This is a genomic window from Lysinibacillus sp. JK80 (assembly GCF_027557635.1).
Taxonomy (GTDB): domain Bacteria; phylum Bacillota; class Bacilli; order Bacillales_A; family Planococcaceae; genus Lysinibacillus; species Lysinibacillus capsici.
The window spans coordinates 4,127,034-4,151,618 of the sequence record NZ_CP058997.1; the positions used below are offsets into that span (position 1 = coordinate 4,127,034).

The following is a 24,585-nucleotide window of genomic DNA, read 5'->3' on the forward strand; positions in this document are numbered from 1 at the left end:
CCTCTAGTTTACCTAAACTAGCGAAAATGTTCAAAGCATCCAATATCATTATATCCTACATAGATTATCTTCGTTAAAAAGCCTAATTTTATGACATAGGTAGCCATTAAAATAAAAAAACACGCCTTCTTTTACAAAGACGTGACAACTATTTATCTGTTTGAATGACCTTTCACTGCTATGATTTCTTTGCCAATTAGTTTATCATCCTTAAATTTTACTATATAGGCCTGTGTCATCAAGATTTCATCATTCCAACGATATTCATTATTTTTGATTTTTTTACCTGCGCCGCCTGCTGCTTCTACTACCTCAATATATGACATATCATTTTTTAATTTCTCAAATTCTACTTCGTTCATATTTTTTTGCCAGTGATACGCATTTGATTCTTCAATCTCCATAATAGGATCTCCACAGCCTACCATCATTATCATGGAACCAATAAGCAAAGGGAAATAAATACTTTTAAAAGAATAATCTTTGCTCATATAAACACCTCCGTAGCCAATCCAATTACTTCTACTTTTTTACCCCTAATCTTTATATTAGAAACATCTCTAATTTTACCTTATAGAAGCGCTATCATTTATCGGTAATTTTTACTATTTTTAGATAATGTTAAATATATGAAATTCGCTATGTTTATGGCAATATTATCGATCATTTCACAGCGATTTAAGCCATTTTTTAGATACACTTGATATGTTTTAGGGAAATAGATGTTGTTTATGAAATAATAAAGGGAAGTTGGTCTCAAATACTTCACAGAATGTTATGCTTTTAGCCTCTGTGTTTCTACTAGGCAGTGTTGATCCTTTCGACATTATTCATTTGCCATGTAATTTCTACTTAATTTACTGATAAACTCCTGAAAGATGAATTGGATTCATACTCCAATCACATACAAAAAAGTCCCTATGATGTAAAATCATAAGGACTGTAATATCAATTTAAATGGCGGTCCCGACCGGGATCGAACCGGCGATCTCCTGCGTGACAGGCAGGCATGTTAACCGCTACACCACGGGACCTCTTTAAGACATTTATAAATATATCATAAAAAATATAGATATACAATATCTTTTTTCACATTTTTTTAATATATTTTCCAACACTCTTTAATCTAGGATAGAGGTTATCCTGCAATGCATTTTCCACATAATCAACATCTACTTTCATATAAGCTCTAAACATGATGCAAATTTTGCAGTATATTTAACTTTGAAGGGGGAAACATAACATGTCAAAATTAGAACAATTACAAGCAGCCTTACAGCTCCACAATACCGATGCAATTATTATCACAAATGCTCAAAATCGTCGCTATCTAACAGGTTTTACAGGTAGTGCAGGTACAGTTATTGTAACAAAGACACGCGCACTTTTATTAGTAGACTTCCGCTACACTCAGCAAGCAACAAATCAGTGTGACACCTTTGAAGTACTAGAGATTGATCGCAACCATTTATATGAAACCATTCAGGAAATTCTTGAACAGGAATTAATTCAAACTGTTGGTTTTGAGCAACATCATGTAACTTATTTTAGCTATCAATTAATGAAGAGCAAATTGACAGCTATATTAAAACCAATGCCTACTATTGTAGAAGATTTACGGATGATTAAAACACCAGAAGAAATTGAAATAATTAAGAAAGCAGCATGGATTTCCGATGAGGCGTTTAATCATATTCTGACATTCATCAAACCAGGTATTTCAGAACTTGATATTGCCTATGAATTAGAGTCTCATATGCGAAAAAATGGTGCAACAGGTGCAGCCTTCGATATGATTATTGCTTCTGGCCAACGTTCAGCACTCCCACATGGCGTAGCATCCTCTAAAATAGTGGAGCAAGGTGACATGTTGACAATGGATTTTGGTGCTTACTACCGAGGTTATCGTTCTGATATGACAAGAACGATTGCTGTTGGAGAACCATTAGAGCAATTAAAAGAAGTATATCAAATAGTTTATGGTGCCTTACAGCATGCCCTTTCCAATATGAAGGCTGGTATTACTGGACAAGAGGCCGATAGTTATTCACGAGACTTCATTACTAAAAAGGGATATGGACAAAATTACGGACACGGTGCAGGACATGGTATAGGCTTAGATATCCATGAAAACATATTTATGTCTACCATATGTAAAGACATGTTAGAAGAAAATATGGTACTAACTGTCGAACCGGGTATTTATATACCTAATGTAGGTGGTGTTCGAATCGAGGATGATGTTATCGTTACAAAAGAAGGTGTGGAAGTCATCACTCACTCTCCTAAGGACCTCATTATTTTATAGCCCATTAAAGTGATGTTTTATATGGAGATATCATTAAAGAAGTTTAGCTGCTTACTTTGATATATAACAAATGTTTTAAAGAGTAAGTACAATAACTTCTTTGTACTTACTCTTTTTATAAAGGAAAAAACAGCCAACACACAGCTGACTGTTTTGTTTGCCTAGCGACGTCCTACTCTCACAGGGGGAAGCCCCCAACTACCATCGGCGCTAAAGAGCTTAACTTCCGTGTTCGGTATGGGAACGGGTGTGACCTCTTTGCCATCATCACTAGACTTATGCGACCTCCAATACACGGCGTATTACTGCGTCAGCTGCTCTCGTTCAATCAGTCACGTACAGAAGTACGCTCCTTCAATCACTCGTTTGCTTCCTTGTACTACTTGTGTCTTGAAGCTCTCTTTTTTTGTTGAAAGATTTATTCTTTCAAAACTGGATAAACGGTGCATTGAATGTTTCAAACTTTTTTGGTTAAGTCCTCGATCGATTAGTATTCGTCAGCTCCATGTGTCACCACACTTCCACCTCGAACCTATCTACCTCATCGTCTTTGAGGGATCTTACTTACTTGCGTAATGGGAAATCTCATCTTGAGGGGGGCTTCATGCTTAGATGCTTTCAGCACTTATCCCGTCCACACATAGCTACCCAGCGATGCCTTTGGCAAGACAACTGGTACACCAGCGGTGTGTCCATCCCGGTCCTCTCGTACTAAGGACAGCTCCTCTCAAATTTCCTACGCCCACGACGGATAGGGACCGAACTGTCTCACGACGTTCTGAACCCAGCTCGCGTACCGCTTTAATGGGCGAACAGCCCAACCCTTGGGACCGACTACAGCCCCAGGATGCGATGAGCCGACATCGAGGTGCCAAACCTCCCCGTCGATGTGGACTCTTGGGGGAGATAAGCCTGTTATCCCCGGGGTAGCTTTTATCCGTTGAGCGATGGCCCTTCCATGCGGAACCACCGGATCACTAAGCCCGTCTTTCGACCCTGCTCGACTTGTAGGTCTCGCAGTCAAGCTCCCTTGTGCCTTTACACTCTACGAATGATTTCCAACCATTCTGAGGGAACCTTTGGGCGCCTCCGTTACCTTTTAGGAGGCGACCGCCCCAGTCAAACTGTCCGCCTGACACTGTCTCCTGCCCCGCTAAGGGGCATGGGTTAGAATTTCAATACAACCAGGGTAGTATCCCACCGACGCCTCCTTCGAAGCTGGCGCTCCGAGATCTCTGGCTCCTACCTATCCTGTACAAGTTGTACCAAAATTCAATATCAGGCTACAGTAAAGCTCCACGGGGTCTTTCCGTCCTGTCGCGGGTAACCTGCATCTTCACAGGTACTATAATTTCACCGAGTCTCTCGTTGAGACAGTGCCCAGATCGTTACGCCTTTCGTGCGGGTCGGAACTTACCCGACAAGGAATTTCGCTACCTTAGGACCGTTATAGTTACGGCCGCCGTTTACTGGGGCTTCAATTCGCAGCTTCGCTTGCGCTAACCACTCCTCTTAACCTTCCAGCACCGGGCAGGCGTCAGCCCCTATACGTCACCTTACGGTTTTGCAGAGACCTGTGTTTTTGCTAAACAGTCGCCTGGGCCTATTCACTGCGGCTCTCATGCGCTTGCACGCTCAAGAGCACCCCTTCTCCCGAAGTTACGGGGTCATTTTGCCGAGTTCCTTAACGAGAGTTCTCTCGCACACCTTAGGATTCTCTCCTCGACTACCTGTGTCGGTTTGCGGTACGGGCACCTCTCACCTCGATAGAGGCTTTTCTTGGCAGTGTGAAATCAGGAACTTCGTCCATACGGACTCGCCATCACAGCTCAACGTTACAGTGTGCGGATTTGCCTACACACACGCCTTACTGCTTGGACGCGCACAACCAACGGCGCGCTTACCCTATCCTACTGCGTCCCCCCATTTCTCAAACGGTGAGGAGGTGGTACAGGAATATCAACCTGTTGTCCATCGCCTACGCCTATCGGCCTCGGCTTAGGTCCCGACTAACCCTGAGCGGACGAGCCTTCCTCAGGAAACCTTAGTCATACGGTGGACGGGATTCTCACCCGTCTTTCGCTACTCATACCGGCATTCTCACTTCTAAGCGCTCCACCAGTCCTTCCGATCTGACTTCAACGCACTTAGAACGCTCTCCTACCACTGACATCGTAGATGTCAATCCACAGCTTCGGTGAATCGTTTAGCCCCGATACATTTTCGGCGCAGCGTCACTCGACCAGTGAGCTATTACGCACTCTTTAAATGATGGCTGCTTCTAAGCCAACATCCTGGTTGTCTGTGCAACGCCACATCCTTTTCCACTTAACGATTACTTTGGGACCTTAGCTGGTGGTCTGGGCTGTTTCCCTTTTGACTACGGATCTTATCACTCGCAGTCTGACTCCCGTGTATAAATATCTGGCATTCGGAGTTTGTCTGAATTCGGTAAACCGGGATGGCCCCCTAGTCCAAACAGTGCTCTACCTCCAGTATTCTCATCACGAGGCTAGCCCTAAAGCTATTTCGGAGAGAACCAGCTATCTCCAAGTTCGATTGGAATTTCTCCGCTACCCACACCTCATCCCCGCACTTTTCAACGTGCGTGGGTTCGGGCCTCCAGTAAGTGTTACCTCACCTTCACCCTGGACATGGGTAGATCACCTGGTTTCGGGTCTACGACCACGTACTATTTCGCCCTATTCAGACTCGCTTTCGCTGCGGCTCCGCCTTCTAAAGCTTAACCTCGCACGTAATCGTAACTCGCCGGTTCATTCTACAAAAGGCACGCTATCACCCATTAACGGGCTCTAACTACTTGTAGGCACACGGTTTCAGGATCTCTTTCACTCCCCTTCCGGGGTGCTTTTCACCTTTCCCTCACGGTACTGGTTCACTATCGGTCACTAGGTAGTATTTAGCCTTGGGAGATGGTCCTCCCGGATTCCGACGGAATTTCACGTGTTCCGCCGTACTCAGGATCCACTCAGGAGAGAACGAACTTTCGACTACAGGGCTTTTACCTGCTCTGGCGGACCTTTCCAAGTCGCTTCATCTAACTCGCTCTTTTGTAACTCCGTATAGAGTGTCCTACAACCCCAAGAGGCAAGCCTCTTGGTTTGGGCTCTTCCCGTTTCGCTCGCCGCTACTCAGGGAATCGATTTTTCTTTCTCTTCCTCCAGGTACTTAGATGTTTCAGTTCCCTGGGTCTGCCTTCAAGACGCTATGTATTCACGTCAAGATACTACGCGATTAAACGTAGTGGGTTCCCCCATTCGGAAATCTCCGGATCAAAGCTCACTTACAGCTCCCCGAAGCATATCGGTGTTAGTGCCGTCCTTCTTCGGCTCCTAGTGCCAAGGCATTCGCCGTGCGCCCTTAATAACTTAACCAAGTTATTAAGCCTATAAAAAACTTAAAAAATAAATGTGTTTGTTACAATTTCAATGTCGTTTTATCCAGTTTTCAAAGAACAAGTTTTGAAGTGTTTCATTCAGATAGAATGAACCTTCAAAACTGAACGCAAAACGTAATCTTACAAACCCAAGGTTTGTATTCCGAAATAATCCTTAGAAAGGAGGTGATCCAGCCGCACCTTCCGATACGGCTACCTTGTTACGACTTCACCCCAATCATCTATCCCACCTTCGGCGGCTGGCTCCAAAAGGTTACCTCACCGACTTCGGGTGTTACAAACTCTCGTGGTGTGACGGGCGGTGTGTACAAGGCCCGGGAACGTATTCACCGCGGCATGCTGATCCGCGATTACTAGCGATTCCGGCTTCATGTAGGCGAGTTGCAGCCTACAATCCGAACTGAGAACGACTTTATCGGATTAGCTCCCTCTCGCGAGTTGGCAACCGTTTGTATCGTCCATTGTAGCACGTGTGTAGCCCAGGTCATAAGGGGCATGATGATTTGACGTCATCCCCACCTTCCTCCGGTTTGTCACCGGCAGTCACCTTAGAGTGCCCAACTAAATGATGGCAACTAAGATCAAGGGTTGCGCTCGTTGCGGGACTTAACCCAACATCTCACGACACGAGCTGACGACAACCATGCACCACCTGTCACCGTTGCCCCCGAAGGGGAAACTATATCTCTACAGTGGTCAACGGGATGTCAAGACCTGGTAAGGTTCTTCGCGTTGCTTCGAATTAAACCACATGCTCCACCGCTTGTGCGGGCCCCCGTCAATTCCTTTGAGTTTCAGTCTTGCGACCGTACTCCCCAGGCGGAGTGCTTAATGCGTTAGCTGCAGCACTAAGGGGCGGAAACCCCCTAACACTTAGCACTCATCGTTTACGGCGTGGACTACCAGGGTATCTAATCCTGTTTGCTCCCCACGCTTTCGCGCCTCAGCGTCAGTTACAGACCAGAAAGTCGCCTTCGCCACTGGTGTTCCTCCAAATCTCTACGCATTTCACCGCTACACTTGGAATTCCACTTTCCTCTTCTGCACTCAAGTCCCCCAGTTTCCAATGACCCTCCACGGTTGAGCCGTGGGCTTTCACATCAGACTTAAAGGACCGCCTGCGCGCGCTTTACGCCCAATAATTCCGGACAACGCTTGCCACCTACGTATTACCGCGGCTGCTGGCACGTAGTTAGCCGTGGCTTTCTAATAAGGTACCGTCAAGGTACAGCCAGTTACTACTGTACTTGTTCTTCCCTTACAACAGAGTTTTACGATCCGAAAACCTTCTTCACTCACGCGGCGTTGCTCCATCAGGCTTTCGCCCATTGTGGAAGATTCCCTACTGCTGCCTCCCGTAGGAGTCTGGGCCGTGTCTCAGTCCCAGTGTGGCCGATCACCCTCTCAGGTCGGCTACGCATCGTCGCCTTGGTGAGCCGTTACCTCACCAACTAGCTAATGCGCCGCGGGCCCATCCTATAGCGACAGCCGAAACCGTCTTTCAGTCTTTCACCATGAAGCAAAAGAGATTATTCGGTATTAGCCCCGGTTTCCCGGAGTTATCCCAAACTATAGGGTAGGTTGCCCACGTGTTACTCACCCGTCCGCCGCTAACGTCAAAGGAGCAAGCTCCTTTTCTGTTCGCTCGACTTGCATGTATTAGGCACGCCGCCAGCGTTCGTCCTGAGCCAGGATCAAACTCTCCATAAAAGAAATTTGATTAGCTCAAATTGTTTTGCTGGCATCATGTTTGATGTCCAAAATTTTTGTTTTGTTCACTAACCGAAGCTAGCTACTTAAAACTTTATTGATTACGTTTTGCTTGTTCAGTTTTCAAGGTTCATGTCATCGCCCTTTTGGACAACTATTTAAATTTACCATACAACCAAGAGGTTGTCAACACTTTTTTTGGAGCGGGTGATGAGAATCGAACTCACGACATCAGCTTGGAAGGCTGAGGTTTTACCATTAAACTACACCCGCATATATTTTCTTAAAAATGGCGCGCCCGGCAGGAGTCGAACCCACAACCTTCTGATCCGTAGTCAGACGCTCTATCCAATTGAGCTACGGGCGCATATGAAATTAATTAATTGACTTGGTGCGGCCGAGAGGACTTGAACCTCCACGGGGTTGCCCCCACTAGGCCCTCAACCTAGCGCGTCTGCCGTTCCGCCACGACCGCATTCAATTAGTAACTTTTTTATTATACTATGATAATTCAAAAAGTCAACTCTTTTTCTTAAAGAGATGAGCCATGAAGGACTCGAACCTTCGACCCTCTGATTAAAAGTCAGATGCTCTACCAACTGAGCTAATGGCTCGAATTAAGAAATGAATGGCTGGGGTACTAGGATTCGAACCTAGGCATGACGGAATCAAAATCCGTTGCCTTACCGCTTGGCTATACCCCAATAAGTGGCGGTCCCGACCGGGATCGAACCGGCGATCTCCTGCGTGACAGGCAGGCATGTTAACCGCTACACCACGGGACCAAAATATTATTTACATTAAATTATGAAAAATGACCCCTACGGGATTCGAACCCGTGTTACCGCCGTGAAAGGGCGGTGTCTTAACCACTTGACCAAGGGGCCATGGCTCCGAAGGCAGGACTCGAACCTGCGACAACCTGATTAACAGTCAGGTGCTACTACCAACTGAGCTACTTCGGAATAATTCATGTTATGTTGTCGTCGTTATCTTGTCGACTTTTACTATTATAGGGACAACTCAACAAAACGTCAACTATTTTTTAAACTTTTTTTACTCTACTAATTTTAATTTCCCCAAACACTTACTGCAACAATACTTTTCAACATTCATTTTTATTTTCCGTATATATAATTGGTGGCAATTGACACAAGTATATGTATAGCGTCGTCGTTGTTTTTTAACTGTAGCTTTCGGGACATGTAAAACTGCGCAAAATCGAGGGGCATCTACTTTCCTTAATAATTCTCTAAAATCTTTATCTCGATGCTGATACCCTTTACCTTCAATATGTAGGTGATAATGGCATAATTCGTGTAAAACAATACCTTGAATCTCTTTCAAACCGTATAACTCATAGGCTTTAGGATTAATCTCAATATTATGGGATTGTAAAAGATATCGTCCTCCCGTTGACCGTAATCTCGGATTAAAGTAGGCTTGATGCAGAAAAGGCCTCTGAAAGTTTTCTAAAGATAAGCGACGAACAAGCTCTTGTAATTCTTGATTGTCCACAGTAATCACCTCTAACAACAAGAATACCACACTGCGTAGTATAGACAGTGTGGCAAAAATTTAGTACTCAAACTAATGCTTGATTTTTAGGAGGAAGCATCGTTAAAGAGATACGCCCTTTCGTTACATCTATTTGTTCAACCCAGACAGTTACAATATCCCCAAGTGCCACAACTTCTAATGGATGCTTAATACGTTTATTTTGGAGTTTAGAAATATGCACAAGTCCATCTTGCTTCACGCCAATGTCAACAAATGCGCCGAAATCTACTACATTTCTTACCGTCCCCTGCAATTCCATACCTACTTTTAAATCTTCCATTTTTAATACATCAGTCTTAAGCAATGGTTGTGGGAATGCATCACGTGGGTCACGACTAGGTTTCATTAAGGTATCCACGATATCTTGAATTGTCACAACTCCTACTCCAAGCACATCACTTAATTTTTGGATATTTAGTGCTGCAATAGCATCCTCTGCCTTCTGTGTCCCTAACTCTTTTTTATCTATTTGAGCCTCTGCTAATATTTGCTCAGCAAGGGCATAGCTTTCAGGATGAATACCTGTAGCATCAAACGGATTTTTTGCTTCTGGGACACGTAGGAAACCAATAGCTTGTTCATACGTTTTGGCGCCTAACCTTGGAATCTTCTTTAATTGCGCACGTGTAGTAAATTGACCATTTTCCTCTCGCGTCTTTACGATATTCTCTGCAACAGTTTTTGATAGACCAGAAACATATTGTAAGAGTGATGATGAAGCCGTATTTACATCTACACCAACTTGGTTAACAGCTGTTTCTACTATAAAAGATAGCGATTCATTTAATTTTTTTTGAGAAACATCATGCTGATACTGACCTACACCCACAGCTTTTGGTTCAATTTTCACTAACTCTGATAAAGGATCCTGTAAGCGACGTGCAATGGAGACAGCACTACGTTGTTCAACCTGTAAATCAGGAAATTCTGTACGTGCAATTTCAGACGCTGAATAAACAGATGCCCCCGCTTCATTGACAATCACATAGGCTATGTCAGTAGTAAGTTCATTTAATACATCCGCGATAAATTGTTCTGTCTCCCGAGATGCTGTACCATTACCAATGGCAATTATACTTATTGGATACTTTGCCAAAATTCCTTTTACAATAGCTTTGGATTTTGCCACATCTGGTTTCGGTGGATGTGGGTAAATAGCTGTAACCTCAAGCATTTTCCCAGTTTCATCTACAACCGCCAGCTTGCAACCTGTACGGTAAGCTGGATCAACCCCTAAAACATATTTACCTTTCATAGGTGGTTGTAGCAATAGGTTACGTAAATTTTCGGAAAAAATATGAATAGCCTGTGCCTCAGCTTTTTCTGTAAGCTCGTTTCGTAATTCCCTTTCAATTGAAGGCTGAATTAAACGCTTGTACGAATCCTCGATTGCTAGTTTAACTTCTGCAATAGCAGGAGACGAACCAGTTGCAGGTATCCATTCTTTCCACATAATCATTAATACTCGATCCACCGGCACATGAATAGAAACCTTTAAGATTTCTTCTTTCTCTCCTCGGTTTATCGCTAAAATACGGTGTGGTACAATGCGACTAACAGGCTCTTCATATTCGTAATACATTTCAAAAACATTTTTCTCGTCGATTTCTGTATTTTTCACAGACGTCACAAGAATTCCATCTTTCCATGAATAAGCTCGGATTTTTTCACGAATAGAGGCATCGTCCGCAAAACGTTCTGCTAATATATCTCGAGCTCCTATCAGGGCTTCTTCCGTATTAGTAACTTGTTCGTTGTCCACAAAGTCAGTTGCTAATTGCTCTAATGCATCATCACTAAATGCTAACAGGAGATCTGCAAGAGGCTCTAAACCTTTCTCTTTTGCAATCGTCGCCTTTGTACGTCGTTTTTGCTTATAAGGTCTATATAAATCCTCAACACGTTGTAAGATTGTTGCAGAAAGAATAGTCTGCTCTAATTCTGGTGTAAGCTTTTCTTGCTCTTGGATTAATCGTATAACTTCTTCTTTTCGTTGTTCAAGTTGCTGTATGTAGTGATAACGATCTTCTACAGCTTTAATTTGCACCTCATCAAGTGATCCTGTAACCTCTTTTCGATAGCGCGCAATAAATGGTACCGTATTTCCCTCTTCTAATAAGTTAATAACAGCTTCTACTTGCCCTGGTTTGACTGCTACATCCTTTGCAATGAGCTGTAACATTTGCTTTTGCTCCACATCATCACTACCTTTTTCTTTTCATTTTACCATTACACTTTACTAAAAATGCAAAAAAATAGTCTACTCAGACGAATATGAGTAGACTATTTCCATTCATTTTAAAGGTATTTTTCATTAAACACCCACGAAAGATTAGAGCGAAACACCGCCACTTGCTAGAATAGCCTCTTGTAATTTCTTTATTGCTTTCCTTTGTATCCTCGATACATGCATTTGAGAAATCCCTAATCGTTCTCCAGCTTCTTTTTGACTAAGTTGCTCTAGATATGTAAGCTGAATAATTTGTTTTTCCCTCTCATTCAACACAACCAGCGCCTCTGAAACAATCATTCGTTTATTGGTCATTTCATAGCCATCGTCTTCCCTGCCCAAAATATCGAATAACGTGACTGTACTACCGTCTGAGTCTGACTCTATCGAATGGTCCATAGAAAGAGCTTGATAACTACGGCTCATTTCCATAGCTTCTAGTACCTCTTCCTCTGCTACTTCTAATCGTTCAGCAATATCTTTAATGGATGGAGAACGCTGTAATTCAATTGTCAGCGCCTCCACAGTTGATTTAATCCTCGGCCCAAGTTCCTTTATACGTCTAGGTACATGCACATCCCATGTTTTATCACGTAAAAAACGTTTGATTTCCCCAACAATTGTTGGCACGGCAAAAGCTTCAAAACTACGACCAACATTCGGATCAAAACGTCTTATTGCACCTAACAATCCCAGCATCCCTACTTGAACAATATCATCATAATAAGATTTACCATTCGAATATTTACGAGCTATAGATTCAACTAGATATCGATAATGAATCACTAAATTGGTTTGTGCTTCATCATCCTCCGTTGACTGGTACAATTCAATCCACTTAAGTACATCTTCTTTAGATGAAGATTTATGTAGTGATTCTTTCGACATTTTTCTCCACCTGCTCCCTAGTGACATACTTTGTCATGAAGACAGTTACGCCACCATCGTTATTGATCATCACCTCATCCATCAAAGTTTCCATTAAATAAAGTCCCAAACCACCTTCTCTTAGCCCTGCAATACTTTCTTCAGGATGATACGGCCCAATCTTAGACTTAATCTCTTCAAAATTAAAACTATTGCCGTAATCCGCAATCATCATTTCCATTTTATTGTCATACAGCGCACACCCGATGACAATTTCACCCTCTTCTTCGTCTTTATAAGCATGGTGAACAACATTTGTCACAGCCTCACTTGCTGCAATTTTTAAATCTTCAATATCATCATAATTAAAGCCAATCCTACTCGCTAAGCCCGAGACAGTTAATCGAATGACACTGACAAATTGCGGTTTAGCAGGAACTCTAATTTCAATATAGTCAAATTCCTTCATTATCTTAATTCCACCTTTTTATCAGTTTCGATATCCATCAAATCACTAAGACCAGTAATTTCAAATAATCTTTGTAACCTATTCGATAAACCAACGAGCTTTACTTTACCATTTTCACGTAATGCTCTTTTATAAAAGGCAACAAAAATCCCAAGTCCTGTACTATCCATGTAATTTACCTTTGATAGATCAAGCTCAATTTCTAAACCCTCTGTAATCTTTACAGCTTCTAATTCGTCTCGTAATCCTGAAGCAGTAAACGTATCAATCTCACCCTCAACAAAGCCAAATAATTTATGATCAATTTCTTTAAAATGTATCGTTACGTCCATATAGCACACCTCCACCATATTTGTTAGACTATTTTCTCTACCCTGTTCAATTTAAACTTAAACCTATTTTTTTAAAATAACTACAGTAAAATCATCAAATAGTTTAAAATTTTGCACTCTCTCTATTTCCTTATAAAGGAGCTGACACAATTGCTGGGCAGATAAATGTCTATTTTCTTTTATTAAAGTTGTGATTACCTCTCGCGAATTTAATTCTTCTTTCACTCTAAATTCTGTCACACCGTCGGTCATCATAATAATCAAATCATTCTCTTCTAACACAATTTCATGAAACGTATAGTTTGTTTCAGACAATACACCCAATAGTAAACCTTTAGCCTCTAAGGTAAAGAACTGATCGTTCTTTGCACTATAATGTAAAGCTGGTTCATGGCCTGCCGAAGCATAAGAAAAAATGTTTTGCTCTACATCTAAGCAGCCATAAAACATCGAAACAAACATACTGTCATCCACACCTTTTTCTATTACCCTATTAATAACTTCTAAAACATATGAGGGATCTTTATATGCATATACCAATGTTTCAAGTCCATATTTCACCATCGACATACATAAAGCAGCAGGAACTCCTTTACCGACAACATCTGTCACAGCCACACTTAAATATTCTTCTCCATCATGAAAAAAATGTACATAATCGCCGTTCATTTTTCGAATAGGTACTGAAATCATACCTATATCAATATTTTGCATATTCGGCACATAAGTTTTCAACAATGTTTTTTGGATGTTTGTCGCTATTTTCATTTCCATTTCATATTCAGCTTGCTTTTGAAGTAAACTTTGATGCTCTCTATGTGCCATTCCATAATGCACCATTACTTCAATCAAAAAATCATAAGCAGGCTGTGATTCGTTCATTTGATTCGGAAATATTTGTTCTACAGCATTTTTATGAATGCTAATAACATCCTCGGGAGAGATATTTTTTTGAATTAACTGACGTGTGAAGTTCTGAGCGATATATAAATTTCTTTCTGTTTGGTTGACCATATAATCTGCTAATATTTTTTTATACTGAGCTTCTAATTGTTTCAGTTTTCTTCACGTCCTAACGCAACCATTTTTCCGCTCTTATCGTTGTTCCCTCTCCAACGACAGATTGAATATCTAAACTATCCATCAATCGTTTAACACCTGGCAAACCAGCACCTAGCCCCCCCGAGGTAGAATAACCATCCTCCATTACTTTACGAACATCTTTAATACCAGGCCCTTGATCTGTTGCAACAACAACTATTTTCTTTTCAGTATCTGCTTCAACCCTTTCAATTGCTATGATACCTATACTTGCATATAAATAAATATTTCGTGCTAATTCACTAATTGCCGTGGTGATGCGGGCTTGATCAACAGTGCCAAATCCAAGTGCTTTTGCTTCATTGCGCCCCAGTTGTCTAGCTGCAACAATATCCCACTCTGTAATAATTTCAACCGAAGACCTATATGTCACTGCTGTCCCTCCATTTCCTTTGGAGTTATACTCTTACACTTTTATTCAAACTGCTTGCCATCATTTAAAATGAATGAATTGCCTCTATAAATGGAATATTCTATGTAAATTTTCATATACCTTTTAAGAATTTTTTCAAAAATCTATTTTTATTAAAAATCTTGTGTATATCTTAAAGCTTTTTGTAACATTTATCAATTACACCTTAGCTTAATTATTTCAGGTACTTCATCTTTCGTAGCAAAATCGTTCGTTGAGCAAGATCTATCGTAATTCAAATTATGGTAAAGACATTTCAAGGATATAAGACAAAAAAGCATCGAGATATCATAATCTCGATGCTTCTATACACATATGTATATCAAAATTTAACTAGACCTAAACTAATCATCAACGCACCATCAACTTTTTCCATCACAGCATGATCCAGTTGCGTAATACGATCCGTCAATCTTGACTTATCAATTGTCCGCACTTGTTCTAGCAAAATAACCGAATCACGTTCAAAACCATACTTTTCAGCATTGATTTCAACGTGTGTCGGTAACTTTGCCTTTTGAATCTGTGCAGTGATAGCTGCGATGATGACAGTCGGACTAAATCGATTGCCAATATCATTTTGAATAATCAGCACCGGCCTAGTGCCTCCTTGTTCAGAACCTATTACCGGTGATAAGTCTGCAAAAAAAACGTCACCACGTTTTACATTCAAAGTGTCATCCCCCGCTAACGAGACGCTCCACCATATGTTGTGCTTCATACTCTGCATGCAAGCATTCGCTCGCAATCATTAAATTAATATGAGACATTTCAACATATCCTTTAATCATAGCTTCCCGTATTTGATTTGGTTGCTCCTGCATTAAATTTTTGCGCGCCAAAATACGCACAAAAGATTCACCTTCAATTACTTCCTTTGTTTGTAGAAATAGTCTGTCTTGAACAGCAATTGTAGCTTCTCTTAACTTTTTCTCGTACACAGCAAGCACCTCCAACGGAACCATACACTTTTCATTACTTCCCATTCTATCATTGAAAGATATTGTTGAAAAGACATGAAATGACAAAATATCTGACAATTTGAAGTACAAATTGTAAAAATATGTTGGTTGTCGAAGGTATATGCTGAATAATTATTATTGCAATGTGTTTTCAAATATGAGCCATTACTATGTTTTGGAAAAGAAATAAGTTCTCCAGTGCTAATTTATTTACCAAATTCAACTTGGAACATTGCTCATGACATTACATTGAGATTTGACTTATTCTAATGAAAGACAACTAAAGATATATTCTAGGAACTCTTGTTGTTATAATGCATGGTATTTCATAATTAATTGTTTCGAGCTTTGTTGCCCATTCATCGATCGATACTCCAGTATTTCCTTGTCGACCAATGAGTGTTACCTTCTCACCTATATCATATGCTTTTGGTAGGGCAACCATACATTGGTCCATACAAATTCGTCCAACAATCGGCATTCTTTGTCCATCAATTAAAACCTCTTGTCCACCTAACTTGCGAATCACGCCATCTGCATAGCCAATTGGAATTGTTCCTATCCACATATCTGTCGGAGCAACATATGTAGCTCCATAGCCAACTGGATCACCTGATTTTATTTGCTTTACATGAACAAGTTCACTTTCAAGCGAGAACGCTGGTAACAAGGGAAAAGGTAATATACTTTTCACATATGAAGAAGGTGATAATCCATACATCGAAATACCAAATCTAACAGCATCATATTGTAAATGCGGATCTTTTACTAATGAGGCGGCTGTATTAGATGCATGAACAAGTCGCGGCTTATTAGGTATTACAGCTAAACATTTCTCAAAAAATTGTACCTGTTGATCAAAATGTAGCGTATCCTCTTCATCAGCTGTCGCAAAGTGTGTAAATATTCCATCCAGCTCCATGTGATCTGTAGACTGTATTGTTTGATAGAGCTCTAATAATTCCTGCTCTGAGCGAATACCTATTCTACCCATTCCGCTATCTATTTTTATATGAAGTCGTAAAGGAAGCGCTTCATCCACTAAAAGAGAAGCAGCTTGCTGAATCCAATCATCGGCAAATGCCGTAAGTATAATACGTTGCTGCGCTGCATAAGGAGCAAACGAAACTGGAGATGCACCTAATATTAATATGTCTGGTTCTTCAAAATGTGCTCGAATATGTAATGCCTCATCGGGCGTTGCCACTGCAAGTACTGTGGCACCAGCTTCAAGAGCTGCCCGTGCAACGGCTACATCTCCATGACCATACGCATTTGCTTTTACTACAGCGATAATTTGGACATTAGGTCGTAAAAATTCTTTTAAGTTTTTTACATTTTGTTGAATTGCTTGTAAGTCTATTATTGCTTTTGTTGGACGAAAAAACTGCTGTGTCTTCATAAGAATACCCTCTTTATTTTTAATTAAAACATTATGTAGGACATACATATTGCAAAGTATGTCGATTTAGCTTGTACACACAAAGTTTTGGTTTTCGGATGAGCCTATACTTTATAGGTTCATTTTAATTATCAATAAGCTACAGCCTCCGTATTCCAGAAGGCTGTAGCCAGAAAAGTTACTTCATACTACTTATCGTCATAGATGTAGCAACTTCAATCATTTCTTCCCGCGTTAATTTACTTGATGCTACAAAGAATTCAACGCCATCTTTTTCCCAACTAATTGATGTATCTGTAATAGCACCAATTGTATAGCCTAAATCAACTGGATCACCAGGTGACGATACAGGTAACATTGAATTTTCCTTCATTACTGGTTGCTGCATAACAGTAAATGCCTTCTCACCATCGTATGTTAAGATTACTCGTTCCATTCCACTTTCCTGCACAACTTTTTCATTCGCTAATTGTGCCCAATTTACAACAGGATAATGTGTTTGGAATTCTTGATATTCAACTTCTGCTCCAACAGCTTCCTTATCCTCATTATCTTCTTGCCCTTCTTTTTCGGCAGGTGTAGCTTGTTCACCTTTCGTGTTATCTTTATCAGTGAATTGCTCAACTGCATACTCTTTTGCAGCATGTTGTACACCTAGCTTAATTTTCTTAAATGTGATTTTGATTTGCTCTTCTTTCACATCATTCATAATCACTACTGAGGTTGGCAATAAAGTTTTCTTATCTACTGTTATAACCTGATGTGGCATACTGTTCTTATAGCTATTTCTAGTAGCCGCTTCAAATATATATGCTTTTTCTTCTTCTTTCATGACAAGATTTTTATCTTCTGCTAAATCTTCTGCTAGTGCTCCAATTAAGTATGCCTGACTATTTTTCTTTGGCCAATCACTTTGGAATTTATACATTTTGTTTAATGTCGGTGTTACGACAAAAACACCATCAGCATTACGTACAATCATTTGAGAAACATCTTTCCCACTTTCAACTACTTCTACTCGATAGAAATCAGGTTTTGTGTGCCATACTGTTACATCATAATTTCTAGGTTCCCCACCCGATTTAATTTCCATCGATGCATTTAATTCATAACCATTCGTCTCTGCCCATTTACCATTCACTTTCTTCAACACTTTTTCCTGTGAGGCTGCACCACATGCCGACAGAAGTAATATCGTACAAAGTAAGACGAGCCATTTAACTATACGGTTGCCCACGCTTTCACCCTTTCTTCTTTCAAATCCACTACGACAATATATGAACCGTATTTGTCAGTTATGTCATTTGAAGAAAGGGCAATATATTTAAATTTACATGCAATCCTTTTAGACAAGTTAAGTACTATTCTAATAAGATTACTTGAGCAGCTGCGTATTGCTTAGAATGCGTAATACTAACAAATCCATTGACAAGTTCATCCTTAAAATATAAAACAGGATTGCCAGCTGCTCCTTTTAACACTTCCAAATCATGAAGCTTACATTGTTCCCCAAGCCCTGTTCCCAGAGCCTTCGAAAATGCTTCTTTTGCAGCAAATCGCCCAGCTAAAAATTCTATTTTGCGAGTTTCCGAATAACCATCAAATATTTTTTTTTCATTTATCGTTAAAATGCGGTCTTTAAATTTATCTGTTCGTTTCATAGCCTTTGCAATACGATCAATCTCTACAATATCGAGGCCAATTCCCTTAATCATGTGAACCTTCTCCTTTACCTATTTCCAACAAGGCATGTATAATAATTGTAAATTGAGGTGGAGCCATGTTTAGTAGAACGGAAAATTTTAAGCAATATACAAAGTATTACCCTGTTGTTTCAACTTTAATAGCAATAAATCTTACTCTTTATGTATTGTCTCTCATACCCAGCATAGGAACACTCTTGTGGAATTACGGAATCCAAGCAAATTTCCTGATTCAAAGTGGGGAATGGTGGCGTGTTTTCTCTGCCATGTTTTTACATGCAGGTTTTATGCATGTATTTTTTAATATGTTTTCCTTATATCTCTTTGGACCAGAGCTAGAAAAAATCGCAGGGAAAGCACGTTTCATTACAATTTATTTAGTATCAGGTATTGTAGGCAACATGGCAACCTATATATTCTATGATAGTAGTTATGCCAGCCTTGGTGCAAGTGGGGCTATTTTTGGAATTTTTGGTGCATTTGGGGCATTAGTTTACTATACTCGACGTACAATGCCCATGCTTCGTAAGCTCATTTTACCAATCATCGTCATCAGTGTCATTATGACCTTTCTCCAACCAAATGTGAATGTCTTTGCTCATTTAGGCGGTCTAGTAACCGGATTTATCCTTGGACTTGTCTATTTACATCCAAAAAGAATTTTAAGCTGGCGCAAACAAAAGATGGCTGGTAGACCATAACATTAAAAAGAGGAGCTGCTCACCTATAGAGCAGCTCCTCTTTCCTTACAATGACCTCCATTATAAAACCACTGTAGCTTCATTTGACATCTTTATTTTTTTCCATTCAGTTGCTGTTAAACCATAAACAACCTGATCTACGTAGTGATCATATAGCCACTCAGCATCCCTTAAACGCCCTTCTTCATGAAAGCCCAATACCTTTGGGATTGTACGACTACGAATATTACCAACTGCAACACGCACTTCTATACGATTTAACTTTAAATAATTAAAGGCAAAATCAATCAATGCTTTCATGGAATTCGTAACGAGCCCCTTTCCTACAAATTCATTCCCTAGCCAGTAGCCAATACTTGTCCATTTATGTTGCCAGTTGATTTGGTGATAGCCGATAACACCGGCAAGCTTTCCATCATAGTAAATCCCTGCTTGTATGCCATTGTGATCAGCATATTGTTGCATAGCATTTTTTACGAATTGCTCAGTATCCTTTACTGTTTTGACATCATCTACAAAGGGCAACCATTCACGTAATGTATCCCTTGAACGGTCAGTTAAAGCGAATAACTCTTCTACATCACTTAAATCCAAAAGCTTTAAATAAGCGCTTTCATTAATGTCATATTTAAACAATGTCTCCACCCCTTTTGTTCTATTTATTTTATTATAAACAGCATCTCTATTTATTTATAGTTAAAAAAGCTAATCCTTCCATAAAATTGAAAGGATTAGCTTTTTAGTTCATTAATGTTCGTACCATGTTAAGATCGTCTCGGCATCTTGTTGCTCTAAGCTGGAAACACTCCCCGTTGTACCAGTTGCTCCTGACATGACGGTTGCTTTTACAGACATAACATTCTTTCTTTTTTGAAAGTATGATTGTGTACTTTCAATAGATTGAATTCGCTTCTTCTCCATGATTAACGTAATTCGACTAAACACTCGATACTGCATAGCCAGTTGCTTGCCATCTATTTGATAGCCTGCTGTTTTATGTTGCCAAATACCAAGTAACATTGTTAATGGAATTAACAGCAACGACAATAGCCCGTATGGATAAAAGAAATAGATAGATGCACCGATAATCGGAACTAGCCAGAAAAAATCAATGCGATAAAAAAATGGTCTTGCCCTTTTTGGTGAGCGAGTAAATGTAGGCTGCCAATTCATTTCTGGGAAAAGCTGTTCTAATGTTTGCATACAATCCGGCTTCTTAATAAGTGGAAATAGCGTAATTTTTTTATCATTTCCATTTTCACCATTACCACCAGCACTTTCAACAACCACTGTAGCATAACCTGTTAACTGACGTATTGGATTTTCCACAATACGAATTGCCTGAATTCGATTCAACGGCAAAGTAATACGCTTCTTTTCTAACAGTCCCTTTGTGATAATCAACTTTTCTTCCTCAATGCGGACAGTATAATCATAATAATTTATCAGTGTGATAACCACTGATACAATCCAAGCAACAATTAAAACAACCATCACCGTCAATGCCACTAAAAATGCGCCGATTTTCACGAAATCAGCTAACTCATGAAATACAGTTTCATAAGGAATAATGTCGGAAAATTGTGAAGCAACGGCTGCAAGACCTGATAACACAACACCAATTCCACCAGATGTTGTTGCTAATACTAGTAAATCTCGCATGGACATATGGTAAATCATCGGAGTTGGTATAGCTTCCTCTACAACCTGCATTTGATTCTGTTGTTGAACTGCTTCGTTTTTAGCATGTCGCATTTCTAATTCAATAACATCTGCTGCTGCTTTGCGAATGGCTGTCAGCTCAACCTCAGGTTTTCCCCCTTTACTACCAGCAGTCTCCACCTGAACTTTCACTAAACCAAAAATACGATGAAAAACACCTTCATTGTAATTCAAACTTTGAATACGTTCAAAAGGGATATAACGTTTCTTTTTAACAAATAATCCATATGTCACACGCAACTCCCCATCTTCAAACCAGTAAACAAATGTCCGCCATTTTATGATTCCTCCCACGAGCGCAAGAAGTGCTGCTACTCCCCATACACCGAAAAGTAAAATGGTTTCAAAAAAATGATCACTACGAAAATTCAAAGAAAAATTAAAGCCGTTACTTATGATAATAATGGCAATTGGTAATATCATACTTTTCAATGCTTTTACACTCGTTATAATTGCAGACACTGGGTGTAAACGATTAATTTCCTTAGACATCATCTTCAGCCACCCTTGCTAAATCAGAAATACGCGCACGCAGTACGTCTGCTTCATCCATAACAAGTGCAGGAATCGTATGTACAGTTGCAGCTGTAGAAATAGAGATATTACCTAAGTCGTATTTTTTTAATATCGGCCCTTGTGTTGTATCAACATGTTGCACACGTACCATTGGAATTAATGTGCGTTTCACAACAAATAAACCATGTTGTACTTCGATTTCATGCTCTCGAACTTCATAGCGCCATCTTTCCCATCTTATTTTCGGGAAAATAAAAATAGATAATATCGCACTTAGTAAAACAATTGCACATGCTATGAAGTAAATAAATGAAGGCCATTCAAAATAATAAGTACCATAGCTTACAAGTCCTGCTACAACTAACAGCACCAATGTTTGTATGACTCCATATAAACGCCACACTGTTAGCCCTTTACGAGAAATTTGATGAATCGGTTGTGCTCTCATTGTCGTTCCCCCTCTTTCTTCATTAGGTGTATACGAATTCACTCACCTTTTTGTTTCAACTATAGCCGAAAAAAAACCTTACAGCCATCATGACTGTAAGGTTTACTATAAAAAATTAAGTGTATTTCGTCTAAAATTATCCTTCGTGACGTCTTGGAGAACGAGAACGACCTTGTCCACCTTCACGACGTCCGCCTTCACGGCGTCCACCCTCTCGACGGCTACTGCTACTGCGACGCTCTCCACTGCGAGCATTGTCACGACGTCCGCCGCCAAAGCTACGGTTACCACGGCCACGATCACCGCCACCACGGTTATTGCTAGAACGTTCACGACGCATTGGTAATGGACGTTCTTCTGTGATTGTTACTGGTGTATCGTCTGGCTCTCTCGTTAATGAACGCAGAGCAGCTGCAACAACATCAACAGCATCATGATTGTCTAATAATTCTGCTGCAAGTGTACGGTAATCACCTAAATTGTTATTAGCAATAAGACCTTCCAGTGTTTCAACAGCTAAGCGTTGTTGACCTTCTAATGCTTCGTCCGTTGTTGGTGGGCGAAGAGGTGTCATACGTTTTTTCGTAGTTTCTTCTACAATACGTAAGTAACCCATTTCACGAGGTGTTACAAATGTTACGGCAAGACCTGATTTACCTGCACGACCTGTACGTCCAATACGGTGAACATATGATTCAGGATCTTGAGGAATATCAAAGTTATAAACATGTGTTACACCAGAAATATCAAGTCCACGAGCGGCTACATCAGTCGCAACAAGGATATCGATTTTATTTTCTTTAAACTGACGTAATACTGAGATACGCTTCGCTTGGCTTAAATCACCATGAATACCTTCAGCTAAATAACCACGAATAGATAGTGCCTGTGCAAGCTCATCTACACGACGTTTTGTACGACCAAAAATAATTGCAAGCTCTGGTTGGTGTACATTTAATAAACGAGATAAAATATCGAATTTTTCACGTTCAGCAGACTTAACAAAATATTGATCAATGTTATCAACAGTTAGTTCTTTAGCTTTAATTTTTACAATCTCTGGATCACGCATAAATGTTTCTGCAATTTTACGGATTGCTGGTGGCATTGTTGCTGAGAACAGTAATGTTTGGCGCTCAGAAGGTACGTTTTCTAAGATTGAATTAATATCATCAATAAAGCCCATGTTTAACATTTCATCTGCTTCATCCAATACTAATGTTTGAACATCTTCTAATTTTAACGTACGACGATTAATATGATCAATAATACGACCTGGCGTACCAACAATGATTTGAGGTCTATTTTTCAGTGCACGAATTTGACGACCTATTTCTTGACCACCGTATACTGATAATAATTTTACGCGTTTGTCATAGCCAATTTTATAAAGCTCTTCTGAAACTTGAATTGCTAACTCACGAGTTGGAGCAATGACTAATGCTTGAATATTAGGGTTTTTTGGATCGATTTTTTCAATTAGTGGAATCCCGAAAGCGGCAGTTTTACCAGTACCTGTTTGTGCTTGACCTAATACATCACGGCCTTCAATCGCAAAACGAATAGTACCTTCTTGGATTGGTGTTGCTTCTTCAAATCCCATACGCTTTACTGAGCGTAATGTAGATTCGCTAATATTTAATTCTGAAAAATTTGTCAAACTTCTCAATCTCCTTTTTTTCCTTTTAAGTTGACAAATGGTTACATTTTCAGATGAAGTTGTCGGCAAATTCGAGCCTGTGTAGTGGAACGTTTCCGTTACTTAAAAATTTTCTCTACATGATAGTCCATATAGAGCTCTCTTATATGAAAAGGAAAGCCCGGTCTTTACCGAGCGGTTCGATTCTGTCGTAATTTTTCACTTTAGAATAAAACCGTTGTGTTCAAAAAAAAGTACTCTTCAACCAAATATGAAGAGTCTTCGCACAAAATGTATCCATTGCTTACACTAGTCTAACATGGCTTTAAATCCTATGCAACGATAACGCATGAGTCGTAATAATCTGACTACTTTATTTACCTTTTAAAAACATTAAAACCTGTGGAAACCATTCAGAGCAATCTTCCTCAAAAAATATATGGTGCTTGCCATTATCAGAAAAATACAAAACCTTGTCTGTAGAGGCTAATTCATCAAAAAGAAATTGAGCCGTATGATAAGGCACTATCCCATCCAACTTCCCCTGCACAATATATACAGGAATTTGAATATGCCGATAATACGGCTCCACCATTCTTACCAACTTCATAAATTCTACTGTTGAGGCAAGTGGCACATTGTTAAACTTCTGATGGTACCGTAGATAGAGTTCGTTATTAGTTAAATTATGGTGATAAGCTTCAGTAGCTAACATTTTAAAATCTTTGACTAGCTGTTTAGGGCTCACATACTTTGCAGCCGCACTTAGTAATACAAGCTTTTTCACTTTATAGCGTTTAGCTAAATATAGCGCTATAATTCCTCCCATTGAAAAGCCAACAACGATTACCTCGTCAACTTTTTTTGCCAACGATCGGAAAGCTAATTCGGCATCCATTAACCAGTGTTTCGCCTTAAAACCACTCATATGTAATTCTTCACCATGTCCAGACAATGTTGGCTCTTCAATTATCCAATCTGTATGTGAACGTAAATAACTTGTGAATGGCTTCACCTCATATGGTCCACCTGAAAATCCATGAATACATAGCACACCTACTAACAAATTCTTCACCTCATTTAAC

The 24,585-nt window shown here is 40.0% G+C and carries 20 protein-coding genes, 9 tRNA genes and 3 rRNA genes; 2 read left to right on the plus strand and 30 right to left on the minus strand.

Annotation, left to right across the window (positions count from 1 at the left end; all coding sequences use genetic code 11):
- Positions 1-152 precede the first annotated feature (152 nt).
- Entirely contained in the window at positions 153-491 is a 339-nt protein-coding gene (locus HXV90_RS20660; protein WP_048394912.1) for a hypothetical protein, read from the minus strand.
- A 467-nt stretch (positions 492-958) separates the two neighbouring features.
- Positions 959-1,034 (minus strand) — tRNA-Asp (locus tag HXV90_RS20665).
- 209 nt (positions 1,035-1,243) lie between these two features.
- Here HXV90_RS20665 and HXV90_RS20670 point away from each other — a divergent pair.
- Entirely contained in the window at positions 1,244-2,308 is a 1,065-nt protein-coding gene (locus tag HXV90_RS20670; RefSeq protein WP_269897920.1) for a M24 family metallopeptidase, read from the plus strand.
- A 159-nt stretch (positions 2,309-2,467) separates the two neighbouring features.
- Here HXV90_RS20670 and rrf read toward each other — a convergent pair.
- The 23 genes from rrf to acpS all read right to left on the minus strand — a co-directional run bounded on the left by rrf (position 2,468) and on the right by acpS (position 18,486).
- Positions 2,468-2,583: ribosomal RNA gene (gene rrf / locus HXV90_RS20675) — 5S ribosomal RNA — on the minus strand.
- A 192-nt stretch (positions 2,584-2,775) separates the two neighbouring features.
- Positions 2,776-5,703: ribosomal RNA gene (locus HXV90_RS20680) — 23S ribosomal RNA — on the minus strand.
- A 181-nt stretch (positions 5,704-5,884) separates the two neighbouring features.
- Positions 5,885-7,436: ribosomal RNA gene (locus tag HXV90_RS20685) — 16S ribosomal RNA — on the minus strand.
- The 16S, 23S and 5S rRNA genes sit together here with 8 tRNA genes alongside, the layout of an rRNA operon.
- Before the next feature lie 199 nt (positions 7,437-7,635).
- Positions 7,636-7,709, minus strand: a tRNA-Gly gene (locus HXV90_RS20690).
- Positions 7,710-7,726: 17 nt separating this feature from the next.
- Positions 7,727-7,803, minus strand: a tRNA-Arg gene (locus HXV90_RS20695).
- A 22-nt stretch (positions 7,804-7,825) separates the two neighbouring features.
- Positions 7,826-7,911: transfer RNA gene (locus tag HXV90_RS20700), tRNA-Leu, on the minus strand.
- Between the two features lie 66 nt (positions 7,912-7,977).
- Positions 7,978-8,050: transfer RNA gene (locus HXV90_RS20705), tRNA-Lys, on the minus strand.
- 15 nt (positions 8,051-8,065) lie between these two features.
- Positions 8,066-8,140, minus strand: a tRNA-Gln gene (locus HXV90_RS20710).
- A 5-nt stretch (positions 8,141-8,145) separates the two neighbouring features.
- Positions 8,146-8,221, minus strand: a tRNA-Asp gene (locus tag HXV90_RS20715).
- Positions 8,222-8,251: 30 nt separating this feature from the next.
- Positions 8,252-8,323, minus strand: a tRNA-Glu gene (locus HXV90_RS20720).
- Position 8,324: 1 nt separating this feature from the next.
- A tRNA-Asn gene (locus HXV90_RS20725) sits at positions 8,325-8,401 on the minus strand.
- 91 nt (positions 8,402-8,492) lie between these two features.
- Complete coding sequence (locus tag HXV90_RS20730; RefSeq protein ID WP_103118888.1) at positions 8,493-8,954, minus strand: SprT family protein; 462 nt, start codon at positions 8,952-8,954, stop codon at positions 8,493-8,495.
- Positions 8,955-9,021: 67 nt separating this feature from the next.
- Complete coding sequence (locus tag HXV90_RS20735; RefSeq protein WP_269897921.1) at positions 9,022-11,193, minus strand: Tex family protein; 2,172 nt, start codon at positions 11,191-11,193, stop codon at positions 9,022-9,024.
- Between the two features lie 135 nt (positions 11,194-11,328).
- Entirely contained in the window at positions 11,329-12,114 is a 786-nt protein-coding gene (gene sigB, locus HXV90_RS20740) for an RNA polymerase sigma factor SigB (RefSeq protein ID WP_066038032.1), read from the minus strand.
- On the minus strand, positions 12,092-12,562 hold the full coding sequence (gene rsbW / locus HXV90_RS20745) for an anti-sigma B factor RsbW (protein WP_016993413.1): 471 nt from the start codon (positions 12,560-12,562) through the stop codon (positions 12,092-12,094). The genes sigB and rsbW overlap by 23 nt, the downstream gene beginning before the upstream one ends.
- The gene (locus tag HXV90_RS20750; protein ID WP_016993414.1) at positions 12,562-12,894 is read right to left on the minus strand and encodes an STAS domain-containing protein; all 333 of its coding nucleotides are present in this window, start codon (positions 12,892-12,894) and stop codon (positions 12,562-12,564) included. The genes rsbW and HXV90_RS20750 overlap by 1 nt, the downstream gene beginning before the upstream one ends.
- 63 nt (positions 12,895-12,957) lie before the next feature.
- Complete coding sequence (locus tag HXV90_RS20755; protein WP_048394289.1) at positions 12,958-13,908, minus strand: PP2C family protein-serine/threonine phosphatase; 951 nt, start codon at positions 13,906-13,908, stop codon at positions 12,958-12,960.
- Positions 13,909-13,966: 58 nt separating this feature from the next.
- The gene (locus HXV90_RS20760) at positions 13,967-14,368 is read right to left on the minus strand and encodes an anti-sigma regulatory factor (RefSeq protein ID WP_048394287.1); all 402 of its coding nucleotides are present in this window, start codon (positions 14,366-14,368) and stop codon (positions 13,967-13,969) included.
- Between the two features lie 361 nt (positions 14,369-14,729).
- Positions 14,730-15,080, minus strand: a complete 351-nt coding sequence (locus HXV90_RS20765) for a type II toxin-antitoxin system PemK/MazF family toxin (protein ID WP_004232054.1) — start codon at positions 15,078-15,080, stop codon at positions 14,730-14,732.
- 4 nt (positions 15,081-15,084) lie between these two features.
- Complete coding sequence (locus tag HXV90_RS20770; protein WP_004232053.1) at positions 15,085-15,348, minus strand: hypothetical protein; 264 nt, start codon at positions 15,346-15,348, stop codon at positions 15,085-15,087.
- Between the two features lie 301 nt (positions 15,349-15,649).
- Positions 15,650-16,771, minus strand: a complete 1,122-nt coding sequence (gene alr, locus HXV90_RS20775) for an alanine racemase (protein ID WP_269897922.1) — start codon at positions 16,769-16,771, stop codon at positions 15,650-15,652.
- Between the two features lie 178 nt (positions 16,772-16,949).
- Complete coding sequence (locus HXV90_RS20780; protein WP_048394283.1) at positions 16,950-18,008, minus strand: LolA family protein; 1,059 nt, start codon at positions 18,006-18,008, stop codon at positions 16,950-16,952.
- 124 nt (positions 18,009-18,132) lie between these two features.
- Positions 18,133-18,486: a holo-ACP synthase gene (acpS, locus tag HXV90_RS20785; RefSeq protein ID WP_048394281.1), complete on the minus strand. Its 354-nt coding sequence runs from the start codon at positions 18,484-18,486 to the stop codon at positions 18,133-18,135.
- Positions 18,487-18,551: 65 nt separating this feature from the next.
- On the opposite strand from acpS, the gene HXV90_RS20790 reads away from it, so the two are divergent.
- Positions 18,552-19,175: a rhomboid family intramembrane serine protease gene (locus tag HXV90_RS20790; RefSeq protein WP_048394279.1), complete on the plus strand. Its 624-nt coding sequence runs from the start codon at positions 18,552-18,554 to the stop codon at positions 19,173-19,175.
- 60 nt (positions 19,176-19,235) lie between these two features.
- On the opposite strand, the gene HXV90_RS20795 is transcribed toward HXV90_RS20790, so the two are convergent.
- From HXV90_RS20795 to HXV90_RS20815, 5 genes are all read right to left on the minus strand, one after another.
- A complete protein-coding gene (locus tag HXV90_RS20795) occupies positions 19,236-19,811 on the minus strand; it encodes a GNAT family N-acetyltransferase (RefSeq protein WP_054549589.1) in 576 nt (191 codons plus the stop codon).
- A 111-nt stretch (positions 19,812-19,922) separates the two neighbouring features.
- On the minus strand, positions 19,923-21,389 hold the full coding sequence (locus HXV90_RS20800) for a PH domain-containing protein (RefSeq protein WP_269899054.1): 1,467 nt from the start codon (positions 21,387-21,389) through the stop codon (positions 19,923-19,925).
- Positions 21,382-21,861: a PH domain-containing protein gene (locus HXV90_RS20805; protein ID WP_004232029.1), complete on the minus strand. Its 480-nt coding sequence runs from the start codon at positions 21,859-21,861 to the stop codon at positions 21,382-21,384. The genes HXV90_RS20800 and HXV90_RS20805 overlap by 8 nt, the downstream gene beginning before the upstream one ends.
- 136 nt (positions 21,862-21,997) lie before the next feature.
- The gene (locus HXV90_RS20810) at positions 21,998-23,521 is read right to left on the minus strand and encodes a degradosome RNA helicase CshA (protein WP_054549592.1); all 1,524 of its coding nucleotides are present in this window, start codon (positions 23,519-23,521) and stop codon (positions 21,998-22,000) included.
- A gap of 352 nt (positions 23,522-23,873) precedes the next feature.
- Positions 23,874-24,566 carry an alpha/beta hydrolase gene (locus HXV90_RS20815; RefSeq protein ID WP_269897923.1) on the minus strand — a complete coding sequence of 231 codons (693 nt, stop codon included), beginning with the start codon at positions 24,564-24,566 and terminating at the stop codon, positions 23,874-23,876.
- Positions 24,567-24,585: the final 19 nt, after the last annotated feature.